This window comes from Yersinia sp. 2542 StPb PI (genome assembly GCF_048593855.1).
Taxonomy (GTDB): domain Bacteria; phylum Pseudomonadota; class Gammaproteobacteria; order Enterobacterales; family Enterobacteriaceae; genus Yersinia; species Yersinia enterocolitica_E.
Map to the genome: position 1 here is coordinate 1 of NZ_JAZGQA010000092.1, position 17,568 is coordinate 17,568.

Consider the following 17,568-nt stretch of genomic DNA (forward strand, 5'->3'; position numbering starts at 1 on the left):
GTGCGGATTTGTTTAATTAAAATAGCATTGCAGCACTTAAAAATGCCTGAGGAAAAGCAAGATCCTAAAGGAAAAAAATCTTCATTAATCGAAGATTTAGTGGTTTTTTATGACCGTATTCACAAATGAATACATAACTTACTCAATAGATTTTTATAAAAAGAGATAACGGTAACGAAATATAAGTAAATTTTTTGCCCTACTCTAGTGAGTGGGGTACTGTCATACTTAGCGTTGTCCCTTATTGATGGCGCGATACTTATACACCAGGGTAGTTTGTAATTAGAATTCAAAAAAGTGAAGAATACACTATGACAAATGCAAATCGTCCGATAATTAATCTCGACCTCGATCTGCTTAGAACCTTTGTAGCTGTTGCTGACTTGAATACTTTTGCCTCTGCTGCCGCAGCGGTTTGTCGCACTCAGTCAGCAGTTAGCCAACAAATGCAACGGTTAGAACAGTTAGTCGGTAAGGAGTTATTTGCCCGCCATGGGCGTAACAAATTATTGACTGAACATGGTCTCCAGTTACTTGGCTATGCCAGAAAAATTTTGCGTTTCAACGATGAAGCTTGTACGTCACTTATGTACAGCAATATAGAAGGGTCACTCATTATCGGCGCATCTGATGATACTGCCGATACGTTGTTGCCTTTCTTGCTGAACCGAGTGGCGACGCTATATCCTCGGCTAGCGATAGATGTGCGGGTAAAACGCAGTCCATTTATCGCTGATATGCTGAGTAATGGCGAAGTGGACCTGGCTATTACTACAGCCAAGGTCGACACTCATCCTCATGTGATCTTAAGGACATCACCTACGCTTTGGTACTGTTCCGCCGACTATCAGTTCCAGTCCGGTGAATCGGTACCGTTAGTGGTGATGGATGAGCCAAGCCCATTTCGCGATATGGCAATAGAAAATCTGACCAGAGCCGGTATTGCATGGCGAATCGCCTATGTAGCCTCTTCACTTTCTGCCATTCGTGCGGCAGTCAGGGCAGGGCTGGGTGTGACCGCCAGGCCAATAGAGATGATGAGTCCTGATTTACGCGTACTGGGTGAAACAGAAGGGCTACCTCGGTTGCCTGAAACACATTATGCATTATGTAAAGACAATCAGTGTGGCAACGAATTGGCTTTAGCCATTTTCGATGCCATGCAGACGGGCCACCAACATGGTTTGCAGTCTGGATCGGATTTAGTGCTGGATTCTGATTATTTAATAGACGAGAACAGTTGATCGTCTAACGTGATTAAAAAATCGTAAGCCCCTTATTTTAGGGGCTTTTTTATTTATACCTTTTATAAAAAACAGTTTTCTACTACTCCAGTTTAATTTCATGCTTCAAACGTCGTTTTATTTCATTTAGCGGTATATCTGCGTACTGGATCAGAGGGAATAAACCAGATAAAGACAGTGGTTAATATTTCTGCTCATTTTCTGTTATTTGTTTTTTATTAAAACAGCGTTCCATTATTTATTTTTTTAAAAAAACAACTTTTCATGCCGAATATTTATGAAATAACACTCAAAACGTGTTCTGGATCAAAAAAATACCCCTAGCTAGTGAGTGGAAGAACCGGTTATTCCTGAGACAATGGTATAGTTAAAGCGAACTTTCCACGTTGGGTTATATGTGTATGTTCTGACTTAACAAATTACTGACTCGATTTAGCTTTATACTTCGCACCAAATGTTAAGTAAGATCGTGCGTTTGTAAATTAATCTGTAGTTACTTTTGTCAAAGTTGACAAAAGGTTACTGAAAGGAGTAAAAAGCCCACAGTAAAACACTGGCTAAACAGTTGTAAAGACAGTGTGTTTCGTGTGGTTTTTATCCTTCCCTTTGAATCGATGTGGTGCACTAATTGCCAACATAAGAGCAGGATGTCCGACGCCACTTTTGATGAGTAAGCAATGAGTATGTCAACAACCACTGAAGTTATCGCTCATCATTGGGCGTTCGCTGTATTTCTGATCGGCGCTATCGGGTTATGCGGCTTGATGCTATTGGGTGCGTTCTTTCTGGGTGGGAGAGCTCGGGCCCGCGCCAAAAATGTCCCCTATGAGTCCGGTATTGACTCGGTTGGCTCGGCGCGTATGCGTTTGTCCGCCAAGTTTTATCTGGTCGCCATGTTCTTCGTTATTTTCGATGTTGAAGCCCTGTACTTGTATGCGTGGTCAATCTCTATTCGTGAGAGTGGCTGGGTAGGCTTTATCGAAGCAACCATTTTCATTTTGGTGCTCTTGGCTGGTTTGGTTTATCTGGTGCGTATCGGCGCGCTGGATTGGACTCCTACGCGTTCTAATCGCCGAGTGAGCAAACCGAGCATAGTCAAATACGCCAGCAGTCCTCCACAAGATATACCTAACGATCTTGGCGTTGCAGGTCGGCAGCAAGCGGGCGATAAATCGGTCACGATTTGAACCGCATGTATGCTAGCCCGTAGGGTGAGTCTCAACCATGAGGCTCATTAATCCCGATGAACTGACTCAAGTCAGTGATTCGGGTGAGTGAAAGTAGCTAACAACCCTGCAGCTCTAAGTACAAAGGGTATAGTGGTCAATAAATACAGCGAGGCATTAACATGGACTATACGCTCACCCGCATAGACCCTAACGGTGAGAATGACCGTTACCCCCTGCAAACTCAGGAAACCGTCAGCGGCGATCCTCTCGAGCAACATGTCCACCGTAGTGTTTACATGGGTAAACTTGAGAACGCCATGCACGACATGGTGAACTGGGGGCGTAAGAACTCTCTTTGGCCGTATAACTTCGGTCTTTCCTGCTGTTATGTGGAGATGGTGACCTCGTTCACTGCCGTACATGATGTGGCACGTTTCGGTGCGGAAGTGCTGCGTGCTTCTCCGCGTCAGGCTGACTTCATGGTCGTGGCGGGCACTTGTTTTACCAAAATGGCCCCGGTTATTCAGCGCTTGTATGAACAAATGCTGGAACCCAAGTGGGTTATCTCCATGGGTGCCTGTGCCAACTCCGGCGGCATGTACGATATCTATTCCGTAGTACAAGGCGTGGATAAATTCCTACCGGTCGATGTGTATATTCCTGGCTGCCCACCGCGCCCTGAAGCTTATATGCAAGCACTGTTACTGCTACAGGAATCTATCGGTAAAGAGCGCCGTCCTCTCTCTTGGGTTGTAGGTGACCAAGGCGTTTACCGCGCCAATATGCAACCAGAAAGAGAACGTAAGCATGCTGAACGAATTGCAGTAACTAACCTGCGTACACCTGACGAGATCTAAGCTTGTTATTTTGGAAAAAATAACGGCTCAGGATCGCGGTGCGTAAGTGATTTGTTTTGGGAATGAATGATTTTCTTCCAGAACATGTGTGCGGCAAATGACCACAAAATGACACATTCAGTGTGGTGAAAAAACAGTGTGGTGAATAAATAATGACCGATTTAACGACGTCCGATAGCACTCAGCCTGCATGGCAGACCCGTGACCATCTCGATGATCCGGTGATTAGCGAGCTGTCGAACCGTTTTGGGCCTGAGGCCTTTGTTGTTCAAGCGACCCGTACCGGTATGCCCGTGGTATGGGTAAAGCGTGAGCAATTGCTGGAAGTAATGACGTTCCTGAGAAAACAACCGAAGCCGTATGTCATGCTGTTCGACTTGCATGGTGTCGATGAGCGTCTTCGTACTCACCGCCAGGGCCTCCCTGAAGCGGATTTTTCTGTTTTCTATCATCTGCTTTCCATCGAGCGTAACCGCGACATTATGCTGAAAGTGGCACTGTCTGAAAAAGACTTGCACGTGTCCACAGCGACTAAGATTTTCCCCAATGCTAATTGGTATGAGCGGGAAACTTGGGAAATGTTCGGTATTACCTTCGATGGTCACCCACATCTGACGCGCATCATGATGCCGCAGACTTGGGAAGGGCACCCGCTGCGTAAAGATTACCCGGCGCGTGCTACCGAATTCGATCCCTTTGTGCTGACCAAGCAGAAAGAGGATCTGGAGATGGAATCTCTGACCTTCAAACCCGAAGATTGGGGGATGAAGCGCGGCACCGAAAACGAGGACTTTATGTTCCTTAACCTCGGTCCGAACCATCCTTCTTCACATGGTGCGTTCCGTATCGTGTTACAGCTTGATGGTGAAGAGATTGTCGACTGCGTACCGGATGTGGGTTACCACCACCGTGGTGCGGAGAAGATGGGCGAGCGCCAGTCCTGGCACAGCTACATCCCCTACACCGACCGTATCGAATATCTGGGTGGTTGTGTTAACGAAATGCCTTATGTACTGGCAGTTGAAAAGCTGGCGGGTATTGAGGTTCCTGATCGCGTTAAAACCATCCGGGTAATGTTGTCTGAATTATTCCGTATCAACAGTCACTTACTGTATATCAGTACCTTTATTCAGGACGTAGGCGCAATGACGCCAGTGTTCTTCGCCTTTACCGATCGTCAGAAAGTGTATGACTTGGTTGAAGCGATTACCGGTTTCCGTATGCATCCGGCCTGGTTCCGTATTGGTGGTGTGGCGCATGATTTACCACGCGGCTGGGAACGTTTGCTGCGTGACTTCCTTGACTGGATGCCAAAACGGCTCGATTCCTACGTCAAAGCGGCGTTGCAGAACAGTATCCTGAAAGGGCGTTCTATCGGCGTTGCTGCTTACAATGCCAAAGAAGCACTGGAATGGGGTGTGACCGGGGCTGGCCTGCGTGCCACCGGGGTTGAGTTTGACGTGCGTAAATGGCGTCCGTATTCCGGCTATGAAAACTTTGATTTTGAAGTTCCGGTCGGGAATAACGGCGACTGTTATGACCGCGTGATGCTGAAAGTGGAAGAGTTACGTCAAAGCCTGCGCATTCTGGAGCAATGTTATAAAAACATGCCAGAAGGGCCATTTAAGGCTGACCATCCACTGACGACGCCGCCGCCGAAAGAACGTACGCTGCAACATATCGAAACGCTGATTACCCACTTCCTGCAAGTTTCATGGGGTCCGGTAATGCCAGCCAACGAATCATTCCAAATGGTTGAAGCGACCAAAGGGATCAACAGCTACTATCTGACCAGTGACGGCAGCACTATGAGCTATCGCACCCGGATACGTACGCCAAGCTATGCCCATTTGCAGCAGATCCCCTCGGTTATCCGTGGCAGCCTGGTATCTGACCTGATCGTCTATCTGGGCAGTATCGATTTTGTAATGTCTGATGTGGACCGCTAATTATGAGCTACCAAAAAGAGACTCAGAATCATAACGAAAGCCAAAATGTGGTGGATCTGGCAGTCAATGCGGCTGAACCGGCGACCACAACTGAAGTTTTTGAGTTGAGTGCTGAAGAACGTGATGCTATCGAGCATGAAAAACACCATTACGAAGATGCCCGCGCCGCGTCGATCGAAGCACTGAAAATTGTGCAGAAACAACGTGGTTGGGTGCCAGATGGGGCGATTCACGCCATTGCTGAAGTGCTGGGTATCCCGGCCAGCGATGTCGAAGGTGTGGCCACATTCTACAGTCAGATCTTCCGTCAACCGGTTGGGCGTCATGTGATCCGTTATTGTGACAGCGTGGTGTGTCACATCACCGGTTATCAAGGGATTCAGGCCGCGATTTCGAAGAAACTCAGTATTGAGCCGGGCCAGACCACGTTTGATGGCCGCTTTACGTTGCTGCCAACCTGCTGCTTGGGCAACTGTGATCGCGGTCCGACCATGATGATCGACGACGATACCCACAGCTATCTGAAACCTGAAGATATTGAGAAGTTACTGGAGCAATATCCATGACAACTAATTCGGGTTTTACCAAAGAGGTTATTCGCACGCCAGAAATGCATCCGCTGACCTGGCGTTTGCGCGATGACAAACAACCGGTATGGCTGGATGAATATCGCAGCAAAAACGGCTACTTGGGTGCTGAAAAAGCGTTAAAAGGCATGGCAGCTCCTGATGTTGTCAATTTGGTAAAAGACGCTGGCCTGAAAGGGCGCGGCGGCGCAGGCTTTTCCACCGGTTTAAAGTGGAGCCTGATGCCAAAAGACGAAAGCATGAACATCCGCTATCTGCTGTGTAACGCCGATGAAATGGAGCCGGGTACCTATAAAGACCGTCTGCTAATGGAGCAATTGCCTCATCTGCTGGTGGAAGGGATGCTGATCAGTGCGTTTGCGCTGAAAGCTTACCGCGGCTACATCTTCCTGCGTGGCGAATATATCGAAGCTGCCGTGCATTTGCGCCGTGCGATAAGCGAAGCAACCGAAGCCGGCTTGCTGGGCAAAAACATCATGGGCAGCGGTTTTGATTTTGAACTGATTGTTCATACCGGTGCTGGCCGTTATATCTGTGGTGAAGAAACCGCCCTGATTAACTCGCTGGAAGGCCGCCGCGCCAATCCACGTTCCAAGCCGCCTTTCCCGGCATCGTCCGGGGTATGGGGCAAACCGACTTGCGTCAATAACGTTGAAACCCTGTGTAACGTTCCGGCCATTCTTGAGCACGGCGTTGACTGGTATCAGGGGATCACGGCGGGTAAGAGTAACGATGCCGGTACCAAACTGATGGGCTTCTCTGGCCGGGTGAAAAACCCTGGTCTGTGGGAACTGCCCTTTGGTATTTCGGCGCGTGAAATTCTGGAAGATTACGCCGGTGGCATGCGCGATGGCTTAAAATTCAAAGCCTGGCAGCCGGGTGGGGCAGGGACCGACTTCCTGACTGCTGATCATCTGGATTTACCGATGGACTTCGAGAATATTGCCAAAGCAGGTAGCCGGTTAGGCACCGCACTGGCGATGGCGGTAGACCATGAGATCGGTATGGTACCGCTGGTGCGCAATCTGGAAGAGTTCTTTTCCCGTGAATCCTGTGGCTGGTGTACTCCTTGCCGCGATGGGTTGCCGTGGAGCGTGAAGATCCTGCGCGCACTGGAGCGCGGCGAAGGTCAGCCGGGCGACATTGAGACACTGGAACAACTTTGCCGCTTCTTGGGGCCGGGCAAAACCTTCTGTGCTCACGCGCCGGGCGCGGTTGAACCACTACAAAGTGCTATCAAATATTTCCGCGAAGAATTCGAAGCCGGGATCGCGAACAAGGACTATGGCAACACCCGAGCCATAGCCGGTATTCAACCAAACCTGTTAAAAGCGCGCTGGTAGCATAGATACCCTTACGGTTTTGCCGTGGGGTCAGAATTTTGGATTAACGCCTGCCGTAAGGTAGGTCATTTGGAAGCATGCATATGGCTACGATTCATGTAGACGGCAAAGAATACGACGTAAACGGGGCCGACAACCTGTTACAAGCTTGTCTCTCCCTGGGACTCGATATTCCTTACTTTTGCTGGCATCCGGCGCTGGGAAGCGTCGGCGCTTGCCGCCAATGTGCGGTAAAGCAATACCAAAACGCCGATGATACCCGTGGGCGTTTGGTGATGTCCTGTATGACCCCGGCCACCGATGGAACCTTTATTTCCATTGATGACGGCGAAGCCAAAGCGTTCCGTGAGAGTGTGGTTGAATGGTTGATGACTAACCACCCACACGATTGCCCGGTCTGTGAAGAAGGGGGTAACTGTCATCTGCAAGATATGACAGTGATGACCGGACACAGTTTCCGCCGCTATCGCTTCAGTAAACGTACTCATCAGAATCAGGATCTCGGTCCGTTCATCTCACACGAAATGAACCGCTGTATAGCCTGTTATCGTTGTGTGCGTTACTACAAAGATTACGCTGATGGCACCGATCTGGGTGTTTATGGCGCGCACGACAACGTCTACTTTGGTCGTACTGAGAGTGGCACGCTGGAAAGCGAGTTCTCTGGCAACCTGGTAGAAGTGTGCCCGACCGGAGTATTCACCGATAAAACCCATTCCGAACGTTATAACCGTAAATGGGATATGCAGTTTGCGCCAAGTATCTGCCAGCAGTGCAGCGTGGGTTGTAACACCAGCCCTGGCGAACGCTACGGTGAATTGCGCCGCATCGAGAACCGCTATAACGGCAGCGTCAACCACTACTTTTTGTGTGACCGTGGCCGCTTTGGCTATGGCTATGTCAACCTGAAAGACCGCCCACGTCAGCCACAACAATTGCGTGGTAATGACTGGATCCACCTGAATGCCGAACAGGCAATGCAGGGGGCGGCGGATATTTTACGTCAGGCGAAGAAAACCATCGGTATCGGTTCACCGCGTGCCAGCCTGGAAAGTAACTTCGCGTTACGCGAGCTGGTCGGTGCGGAAAACTTTTATACCGGTATTGCCGCGAGTGAACAACAACGCCTGCAACTGATGCTGAAAGTGCTGCAAGAAGGTGGGGTTTACACACCATCGCTGCGCGAGATTGAAAGCTACGATGCGGTGCTGATTCTGGGTGAGGATTTGACCCAGACTGGCGCACGTATCGCACTGTCTGTCCGTCAGGCGGTGAAAGGCAAAGCCCGTGAAATGGCTGCAGCACAGAAAGTGGCTGACTGGCAAATCGCGGCGATTATGAATATCGGTCAGCACGCTAAACATCCGCTGTTTATCACTAACGTTGATAACACCCGTATGGATGATATCGCGGCGTGGAACTACCGCGCACCGGTGGATGATCAGGCACGTTTAGGCTTTGCTATCGCTAACGCGCTGGATGCATCGTCACCGGCTGTCACGGATTTGGACCCTGCGCTGAAAGGCAAAGTGGATATCATCGTGCAGGCCCTGGCGGGCGCGAAGAAACCACTGATCGTGACCGGCAGCAATGCAGGCAGCGAAGCCATCATTGCTGCGGCAGCTAACGTGGCAACCGCGCTGAAAGGCCGTGGCTCTGATGTGGGTATCACCTTTGTTGCCAGTGCAGCGAACAGCATCGGCTTGACCATGATTGGCGGTGGTTCACTGGAGAGTGCGCTGGAATTGTTGACCCGTGGTGATGCTGACAGCGTTATCGTGATGGAGAACGACCTCTATCGCCATGCGGCGCAAGACAAAGTTGACGCCGCGCTGGAGCAAGCAGCCAACGTGATCGTGGTTGATCATCAACGCACCGCGATCATGGCAAAAGCAGATTTGATTCTGTCTGCCGCCAGCTTTGCTGAAAGCGACGGTACGCTGGTCAATCAGGAAGGCCGCGCTCAGCGTTTCTTCCAGGTTTACGATCCAACCTATTACGACGACCCGAAAAAACCGGAAAACAACAGCATCATGCTGGAAAGCTGGCGCTGGCTGCACTCGCTGCATTCAACCTATACCAATCGCCATGTGGACTGGACGCAACTGGATCACGTGATTGCGGCTTGTGTTCGCGCATTACCACAGTTGGAAGGTATTGTTGAAGCGGCACCGGATGCGACCTTCCGTATACGTGGTCAGAAACTGGCGCGTTCACCTATCCGTTACAGCGGCCGCACGGCTATGCGCGCGGATATCAGTGTGCATGAACCGCGTCAGCCACAGGATATCGACACGCCGTTCGCTTTCTCAATGGAAGGGAACAACAGCCCATTGGCCGATCGTCAGCAGATCCCATTTGCCTGGGCACCGGGCTGGAACTCACCGCAGGCATGGAACAAATTCCAGGCTGAAGTGGGGGGGAGCTTGCGCTTTGGTGATCCGGGTGTGCGCCTGATTGAAGCAGGTGAGGGGACGCTCGGTTACTTTGATTCAGTACCGGCAGCCTTTACCGCGCAGGCTGATGGCTGGCAGATTGCCCCTTACTACCATTTATTTGGTAGCGAAGAGATGTCGCAGCGCTCAGATGTCATCCAGCAGCGCATGCCAGCACCTTATGTGATGGTCAATCCAGCCGATGCTGCAACGCTCGGGGTTAACCTCGGTACGCTGGTGGAGTTCAACTGTGCCGGTCAGACATTGCGTCTGCCAGTGCGTCTGAGTGAAACCTTGGCTCGGGGTCAGGTCGGCTTGCCGCTTGGCTTACCGGGCATTCCGCCGATTATGGTGGGCGCGCTGGTTGAGAATCTGCGGGAGGCAGTATTATGAGCTGGTTTACCCCTGAATTGATTGAGATTTTAATCTCTGTCCTGAAAGCGGTAGTGATTTTGTTGGTGGTGGTGACCTGCGGCGCATTTATGAGCTTCGGCGAGCGTCGCCTGCTGGGCTTGTTCCAGAACCGTTACGGGCCAAACCGTGTCGGTTGGGGCGGGTCATTGCAGTTGGTTGCTGACATGATCAAAATGTTCTTCAAAGAGGACTGGGTTCCGCGCTTCTCCGACAAGGCTATCTTTACGCTGGCCCCGGTGATTGCCTTTACCTCACTGCTGCTCTCTTTCGCCATCGTCCCGGTCAGCCCGACCTGGGCGGTTGCGGACCTTAATATCGGTATTCTGTTCTTTCTGATGATGGCCGGGCTGACGGTATATGCCGTGCTGTTCGCTGGTTGGTCCAGTAATAACAAATATTCTCTGTTAGGGGCGATGCGTGCATCGGCGCAAACCCTGAGCTACGAAGTGTTCCTCGGCTTATCATTGATGGGCGTAGTCGCACAGGCGGGTTCGTTCAATATGCAGGATATTGTTAACTCTCAGGAACACGTCTGGAATGTTATTCCGCAATTCTTTGGTTTTCTGACCTTTGCCATTGCGGGTGTTGCAGTATGTCACCGTCATCCCTTTGACCAGCCAGAAGCTGAACAAGAGCTGGCCGATGGTTACCACATTGAATATTCCGGTATGAAATTCGGTCTGTTCTTCGTCGGTGAATATATCGGTATCGTGACCGTCTCTGCTCTGATAGTCACTCTGTTCTTCGGTGGTTGGCAAGGTCCGTTCCTGCCGCCATTTATCTGGTTTGCGCTGAAAACGGCTTTCTTCATGGTGATGTTCATTCTGATCCGTGCATCCTTGCCGCGCCCACGTTATGACCAAGTGATGTCATTCGGCTGGAAAGTTTGTCTGCCGTTGACCCTGCTGAATCTGCTGGCGACTGCCGCGGTCATTTTGTACAACGCTCAATAAGGGGTGAATGAACCATGACGTTGAAAGAGTTAGTGGTTGGCTTCGGCACCCAAGTGCGCAGCCTGTGGATGATTGGCCTTCATGCCTTCCACAAGCGTGAAACCCAAATGTATCCTGAAGAGCCGGTTTACCTGCCGCCGCGCTACCGTGGTCGTATCGTGTTAACGCGTGACCCTGACGGTGAAGAGCGCTGCGTTGCTTGTAATTTGTGCGCTGTTGCTTGTCCGGTTGGCTGTATCTCATTACAGAAAGCTGAGCACCAAGATGGCCGCTGGTATCCTGAGTTCTTCCGTATCAACTTCTCCCGCTGCATTTTCTGTGGTTTGTGTGAAGAGGCTTGCCCAACAACTGCTATCCAGCTAACGCCGGATTTCGAAATGGGTGAATTTAAGCGTCAGGATCTGGTGTATGAGAAAGAAGACTTGTTGATCTCCGGCCCGGGTAAATATCCTGAATATAACTTCTACCGGATGTCCGGTATGGCAGTAGACGGCAAGCAGAAAGGCGAAGCCGAAAACGAAGCCAAACCGATTGACGTTAAAGGTCTGATGCCTTAGGAGCCGCTTTCCATGGAATTTGCATTTTATATTGCAGCATTGGTGGCAGTGGTGGCGACTATTCGCGTCATCACTCACGCCAACCCGGTACATGCGCTGCTGTACCTGATTATCTCTTTACTGGCTATTTCGGCGGTGTTTTTCTCGCTGGGTGCTTATTTCGCCGGTGCGTTGGAAATCATCGTCTACGCCGGGGCCATTATGGTGCTGTTCGTGTTCGTGGTGATGATGCTGAACTTGGGCAACGTCGAACAACAAGAGCGCGACTGGCTGAAACCGAGTCTGTGGATTGGCCCTGGCTTGCTAGCACTGGTGCTGCTGTCGGTACTGATTTATGCCATCAGTTCAGTGACTGATTCCGGTATTAGCGGTGAAATGGTCGATGCCAAAGCTGTGGGTATCAGCCTGTTTGGTCCTTATGTGCTGGCAGTTGAACTGGCGTCAATGTTGTTGCTGGCCGGCCTGGTGGTTGCCTTCCATATCGGGCGCGAACATAAGCCGGGTGACGTGATGGGCGCGAGCGACAGCGCGAAAAGAAAAACGGAGGAACAAGCATGATCCCTCTACAACATGGCCTGATTCTGGCGGCCATACTGTTTGTGCTAGGGCTGACGGGGTTGCTGATTCGTCGCAATCTGTTGTTTATGCTGATAAGCCTTGAAGTGATGATCAACGCAGCGGCGCTCGCCTTTGTTGTGGCGGGCAGTTATTGGGGTCAGGCTGACGGTCAGGTGATGTATATCCTGGCGATCACGCTGGCAGCAGCGGAGGCCAGTATTGGCTTGGCATTGCTGTTACAGCTATATCGTCGCCGTCATACTCTGAATATCGATACAGTCAGTGAGATGCGCGGATGAACCTATTATATTTAACAATTCTGCTGCCACTGCTGGGCTTCTTGCTGTTGGCATTCTCCCGTGGGCGCTGGTCTGAAAATACCTCAGCCACGGTCGGGGTGGGATCGATTGGCCTGACGGCGTTGGTCACACTGTATGTTGCTGTGGATTTTCTCAGCCAAAAGGCCACCGGTGTCCAAGTCTTTAACCAGACGTTGTGGAACTGGATGTCGGTTGGCACCTTCAACATTCCGTTGACCCTGACACTGGATGGCCTGTCGCTGACCATGTTGTCTGTGGTCACCGGCGTGGGTTTCCTGATTCACATGTATGCCTCTTGGTATATGCGTGGGGAGGAGGGTTACTCTCGCTTCTTCGCCTACACCAACCTGTTTATCGCCAGCATGGTGATTTTGGTGTTGGCAGATAACCTGATGCTGATGTATCTGGGTTGGGAAGGGGTGGGTCTGTGCAGTTACCTGCTGATCGGTTTCTACTACACCAATCCGGCCAACGGCGCGGCGGCGATGAAAGCCTTTATCGTGACCCGCGTTGGTGACGTATTCCTCGCCATTGCCCTGTTCATCCTTTACCAAGAACTGGGTACGCTGAATATTCGCGAGCTGATGGTATTGGCACCGCAGAAACTGGAAATGGGCTCTACCGCCATTACCTGGGCGACGCTGATGTTGCTCGGTGGTGCGGTGGGTAAATCGGCACAGTTGCCGTTACAAACCTGGTTGGCCGATGCAATGGCAGGCCCAACCCCGGTCTCCGCGCTTATCCATGCAGCAACCATGGTGACTGCGGGCGTCTACCTGATTGCGCGTACCCACGGCTTGTTCCTGATGGCGCCTGAAGTGCTGCATTTAGTGGGCATTATCGGTGCGGTAACCCTGGTGCTGGCAGGCTTTGCCGCGCTGGTGCAAACCGACATCAAGCGGGTGCTGGCTTATTCCACCATGAGCCAGATTGGCTACATGTTCCTGGCGCTGGGCGTTCAGGCGTGGGATGCCGCCATTTTCCACCTGATGACCCATGCCTTCTTTAAAGCGTTACTGTTCCTCTCTTCGGGTTCAGTGATTCTGGCCTGTCACCACGAGCAGAATATTTTCAAAATGGGCGGTCTGCGCAAGACGATCCCATTGGTTTATATCTGCTTCCTGGTGGGTGGCGCGGCATTGGCTGCACTGCCAGTGGTTACCGCAGGCTTCTACAGTAAAGACGAAATTCTGTGGGGCGCATTGGCCAGTGGTCATATCAATCTGATGGTCGCCGGGCTGGTTGGGGCATTCCTCACCGCGCTGTATACCTTCCGTATGATTTTCATTGTGTTCCACGGCGAGCCAAAAACCAAAGCGCATCCGGTTAAAGGGATCACTCACAGCCTGCCGCTGATGGTGCTGCTGGTGCTGTCGACTTTCGTCGGCGCGCTGATAACACCACCGCTGGCGGGTGTGTTGCCAGAGCTTCACTTCGGTGAAGAGGGTAAAATGCCATTGGAAATCTTCTCCGGCGTGTTAGTGGTTATCGGGATTGCACTGGCTGCGGCACTCTATCTGGGCAAGCGTCAGTTGGTCAACAGCATCGCGCAAAGTGCGCCGGGCCGCTTCTTTACGGTCTGGTGGTTCCATGCGTGGGGCTTCGACTGGCTGTACCACAATGTGTTTGTCCGCCCGTATTTGTGGATTGCAAGGCTATTGCAGCGTGATCCGCTGAACTCACTGATGAATACCCCGGCGATACTTTCGCGCTGGAGTAATCGCGGTTTGACGCTCAGTGAAAATGGACAGGTGCGTTGGTATGTCGCGTCTATGGGTTTGGGTGCAGTCGTCGTACTGGCTCTGTTGCTTTTCGTTTAATTAGGGACACAAAACGCCATGCTATTACCTTGGCTAATTCTTCTCCCCTTTATCGGCGGCCTGCTGTCTTGGCAGTGTGAGCGCTTCGGTACTAAGGTACCGCGTTGGATAGCGCTATTCGCGATGGGGCTGACATTGGTGCTCTCCTTGCTGTTGTGGGGGCAGGGCAACTATTCACTGGTTAACCCAGCGGGTATCCCGCAGTGGCAATCAGAGTTCATCTTGCCGTGGATCCCACGGTTTGGTATTGAATTCCATCTGGCGCTGGATGGGTTATCACTGCTGATGGTGGTGCTAACCGGCCTGCTAGGTGTGCTGGCTATCCTCTGTTCGTGGCGTGAAATTCAGCGCAATCAGGGCTTCTTCTACCTGAATCTATTGTGGATTCTGGGTGGGGTTATCGGCGTGTTCCTCGCCATCGACATGTTCCTGTTCTTCTTCTTCTGGGAAATGATGTTGGTGCCGATGTACTTCCTGATTGCCTTGTGGGGTCACAAAGCATCAGACGGTAAAACCCGTATCGCGGCGGCAACCAAGTTCTTCATCTATACCCAGGCCAGCGGTCTTATCATGCTGATTGCCATTTTGGGGTTGGTGTTTGTGCACTACAACGCCACCGGTATTTGGACCTTCAACTACGAAGATCTGTTGAAGACGCCGATGTCCCACAATGTGGAATATCTACTGATGCTGGGCTTCTTTATCGCCTTTGCGGTAAAAATGCCGGTTGTGCCACTGCACGGTTGGTTGCCAGATGCACACAGTCAGGCACCAACCGCAGGTTCTGTTGACCTGGCGGGGATTTTGCTGAAAACCGCAGCTTATGGTTTACTGCGCTTTAGTCTGCCGCTGTTCCCGAACGCCTCTCATGAGTTTGCACCTATCGCCATGTGGTTAGGTGTCATCGGTATCTTCTACGGTGCGTGGATGGCCTTCTGTCAGACTGATATCAAACGCCTGATTGCTTATACCAGCGTGTCGCACATGGGCTTTGTATTGATTGCCATCTATACCGGCAGCCAACTGGCTTATCAAGGTGCGGTTATCCAGATGATTGCCCACGGCTTGTCTGCCGCCGGTATGTTCATCATCTGTGGCCAGTTGTATGAGCGCCTGCATACCCGTGACATGCGTCAGATGGGCGGCCTGTGGGGCCGAATCAAATACTTGCCTGCACTATCGCTGTTCTTCGCGGTAGCTACACTGGGGATGCCGGGCACCGGTAACTTCGTCGGCGAGTTTATGATCCTGTTTGGCAGCTTCCAGGTGGTTCCGGTGATTACCGTGATCTCTACCTTTGGTCTGGTCTTTGCTTCGGTTTATTCGCTTATCATGATGCAGCGTGCTTATTACGGTGCGCCAAAATCACAAGAAGCGTTACCGGGCATGAGCGCAAGGGAACTGTCCATCATCCTGCTGTTAGTGGTGTTATTAGTGTTGCTGGGGGTTTACCCGCAGCCGATTCTTGACACCTCCCATGCTGCGATGAGTAATGTACAGCAGTGGTTCAATGCTTCATCTATTACAACTACAAGGCCGTAATTCGCCATGACAATAACTCCTCAACAACTGATCGCAATGCTACCGCTGTTGATCGTCGGATTGACGGTGGTGGTTGTGATGCTCTCCATTGCGTGGCGACGCGATCACTTTATTAACGCCACCCTGACGGTCATCGGGCTTAACCTGGCGCTGCTGTCACTCTATTTTGTCGGCCAGGTCGGGCCGATGGATGTCACGCCGCTGATGCGGGTTGACGGCTATGCGATGTTCTATACCGGGCTGGTGATTGTTGCCAGTCTGGCAACCAGCACTTTTGCTTATCCTTGGCTAAATGGCTATCCAGATAACCGCGAGGAGTTCTACCTGTTGGTGCTGATTGCTACCATGGGCGGCATTCTGTTAGCCAGTGCCAACCATCTGGCGTCGCTGTTCCTGGGTATTGAGCTTATCTCCCTGCCGCTGTTTGGCCTGATTGGTTATGCCTATCGCCAGAAGCGTTCACTGGAAGCCAGTATCAAATACATGCTGCTGTCTGCGGCGGCATCGTCATTCCTGCTGTTCGGGATGGCGCTGCTGTATGCGGAGTCTGGCAGTTTGTCTTTCGCCGGTCTGGGCAAAAGCCTAAGTGACTCCGCTATCCACCAGCCGCTGATTCTGGCGGGCCTCGGGATGATGATTGTTGGTCTTGGCTTTAAGTTGTCGCTGGTGCCGTTCCAACTGTGGACGCCTGATGTGTATCAGGGGGCTCCCGCTCCGGTATCTACCTTCCTGGCGACCGCCAGTAAGATTGCCATCTTTGCGGTAGTCATGCGCTTGTTCCTGTACGCGCCGGCTGCCGACAGTGAAGCGGTGCGTTTGGTGCTCTCCTTGATTGCGGTGGCATCAATACTGTTCGGTAACTTAATGGCTATCAGCCAGACCAACATCAAGCGTCTGCTGGGTTACTCTTCTATCGCGCACCTTGGCTACTTGCTGATTGCGCTGGTGGCGGTGCAGACCCATCAGTTGGCACTGGAAACCGTCGGTGTTTATCTGGCCGGTTACCTGTTCAGCAGCTTGGGTGCGTTCGGTGTGGTTAGCTTGATGTCCAGCCCGTACAAAGGCCCGGATGCAGAATCGCTGTTCTCTTACCGTGGTCTGTTCTGGCACAAGCCAATTCTGTCGGCGGTGATGACCGTAATGATGCTATCACTGGCCGGTATCCCAATGACGTTGGGCTTTATTGGTAAGTTCTTTGTGGTCGCAATGGGTGTGAGTGCCAACCTGTGGTGGTTGACTGGTGCGGTGGTCTTAGGCAGTGCCATCGGCCTGTACTACTATCTGCGTGTGACGGTGAGCCTGTTCCTCAGCGCGCCGGAAACACTGGTGCGTGACACACCAAGCAACTGGGCATTGACTGCCGGTGGTGTGGTAGTGCTGATTTCCGCGATTCTGGTGCTGTTCCTGGGTATTTACCCGCAACCGCTGATTTCGCTGGTTCAGATGGCTCAGCCACTGATGTAATACTGCGTTAAGTTTGTCATGCCAACCCCCTGTAAGCTGAAACTTGCAGGGGGTTTTGTTTTTTTACTCTGTGCTGAAATTAAGGTTATTTAAGGTGGGGGTGGGGTAAATAGTGGATATGGCCGCTATTTAAGCCAGCATAAAATACAGACTTTATAGGCAGCACCATTAATGAACGTATTCATTATGGGAAATGTTTTTTAAGGTGGTATTTATGGGTTTAGTGGGTATTGTTTCTCAAACTTTTTGCACTATCAAAGAATTAGTTAATCATGATCCTAACGATAAGTCTTATTTAAAGGCTAAGCCGGAGGAATTCAGCCGACAAGAAGAAATACTGTTTAATATTTTAATAG

14 protein-coding genes are annotated in these 17,568 nt (G+C 51.3%); all 14 read left to right on the top strand.

The window, feature by feature from the left end; translation table 11 throughout:
• The first annotated feature begins 311 nt into the window (after positions 1 to 311).
• Positions 312 to 1,244 (top strand): virulence transcriptional regulator RovM, encoded by a 933-nt coding sequence (gene rovM, locus V1952_RS12625; RefSeq protein ID WP_083158258.1) that lies wholly within the window; start codon positions 312 to 314, stop codon positions 1,242 to 1,244.
• 677 nt (positions 1,245 to 1,921) lie between these two features.
• The gene (nuoA, locus tag V1952_RS12630; RefSeq protein WP_372559475.1) at positions 1,922 to 2,431 is read left to right on the top strand and encodes an NADH-quinone oxidoreductase subunit NuoA; all 510 of its coding nucleotides are present in this window, start codon (positions 1,922 to 1,924) and stop codon (positions 2,429 to 2,431) included.
• A gap of 161 nt (positions 2,432 to 2,592) precedes the next feature.
• Positions 2,593 to 3,270 carry a NuoB/complex I 20 kDa subunit family protein gene (locus V1952_RS12635; protein WP_002210278.1) on the top strand — a complete coding sequence of 226 codons (678 nt, stop codon included), beginning with the start codon at positions 2,593 to 2,595 and terminating at the stop codon, positions 3,268 to 3,270.
• Positions 3,271 to 3,422: 152 nt separating this feature from the next.
• On the top strand, positions 3,423 to 5,219 hold the full coding sequence (gene nuoC, locus V1952_RS12640; RefSeq protein WP_420074849.1) for an NADH-quinone oxidoreductase subunit C/D: 1,797 nt from the start codon (positions 3,423 to 3,425) through the stop codon (positions 5,217 to 5,219).
• Between the two features lie 2 nt (positions 5,220 to 5,221).
• Entirely contained in the window at positions 5,222 to 5,785 is a 564-nt protein-coding gene (nuoE, locus tag V1952_RS12645; protein WP_227746524.1) for an NADH-quinone oxidoreductase subunit NuoE, read from the top strand.
• Positions 5,782 to 7,149, top strand: a complete 1,368-nt coding sequence (gene nuoF, locus V1952_RS12650; protein ID WP_050085129.1) for an NADH-quinone oxidoreductase subunit NuoF — start codon at positions 5,782 to 5,784, stop codon at positions 7,147 to 7,149. Before nuoE ends, nuoF begins: the two co-directional genes overlap by 4 nt.
• An 83-nt stretch (positions 7,150 to 7,232) precedes the next feature.
• On the top strand, positions 7,233 to 9,977 hold the full coding sequence (nuoG, locus tag V1952_RS12655) for an NADH-quinone oxidoreductase subunit NuoG (protein ID WP_420071762.1): 2,745 nt from the start codon (positions 7,233 to 7,235) through the stop codon (positions 9,975 to 9,977).
• Positions 9,974 to 10,951 (top strand): NADH-quinone oxidoreductase subunit NuoH, encoded by a 978-nt coding sequence (gene nuoH, locus V1952_RS12660; protein WP_049613037.1) that lies wholly within the window; start codon positions 9,974 to 9,976, stop codon positions 10,949 to 10,951. Before nuoG ends, nuoH begins: the two co-directional genes overlap by 4 nt.
• A 14-nt stretch (positions 10,952 to 10,965) precedes the next feature.
• The gene (gene nuoI, locus V1952_RS12665; RefSeq protein WP_004704400.1) at positions 10,966 to 11,508 is read left to right on the top strand and encodes an NADH-quinone oxidoreductase subunit NuoI; all 543 of its coding nucleotides are present in this window, start codon (positions 10,966 to 10,968) and stop codon (positions 11,506 to 11,508) included.
• A gap of 12 nt (positions 11,509 to 11,520) precedes the next feature.
• Entirely contained in the window at positions 11,521 to 12,066 is a 546-nt protein-coding gene (gene nuoJ / locus V1952_RS12670; protein ID WP_372559471.1) for an NADH-quinone oxidoreductase subunit J, read from the top strand.
• Positions 12,063 to 12,365 carry an NADH-quinone oxidoreductase subunit NuoK gene (nuoK, locus tag V1952_RS12675; protein ID WP_032815102.1) on the top strand — a complete coding sequence of 101 codons (303 nt, stop codon included), beginning with the start codon at positions 12,063 to 12,065 and terminating at the stop codon, positions 12,363 to 12,365. Before nuoJ ends, nuoK begins: the two co-directional genes overlap by 4 nt.
• Positions 12,362 to 14,206: an NADH-quinone oxidoreductase subunit L gene (gene nuoL / locus V1952_RS12680; RefSeq protein ID WP_372559470.1), complete on the top strand. Its 1,845-nt coding sequence runs from the start codon at positions 12,362 to 12,364 to the stop codon at positions 14,204 to 14,206. Before nuoK ends, nuoL begins: the two co-directional genes overlap by 4 nt.
• An 18-nt stretch (positions 14,207 to 14,224) precedes the next feature.
• A complete protein-coding gene (nuoM, locus tag V1952_RS12685; protein WP_083158262.1) occupies positions 14,225 to 15,748 on the top strand; it encodes an NADH-quinone oxidoreductase subunit M in 1,524 nt (507 codons plus the stop codon).
• A 6-nt stretch (positions 15,749 to 15,754) separates the two neighbouring features.
• Positions 15,755 to 17,212 carry an NADH-quinone oxidoreductase subunit NuoN gene (gene nuoN / locus V1952_RS12690; RefSeq protein WP_372559469.1) on the top strand — a complete coding sequence of 486 codons (1,458 nt, stop codon included), beginning with the start codon at positions 15,755 to 15,757 and terminating at the stop codon, positions 17,210 to 17,212.
• Positions 17,213 to 17,568 lie beyond the last annotated feature (356 nt).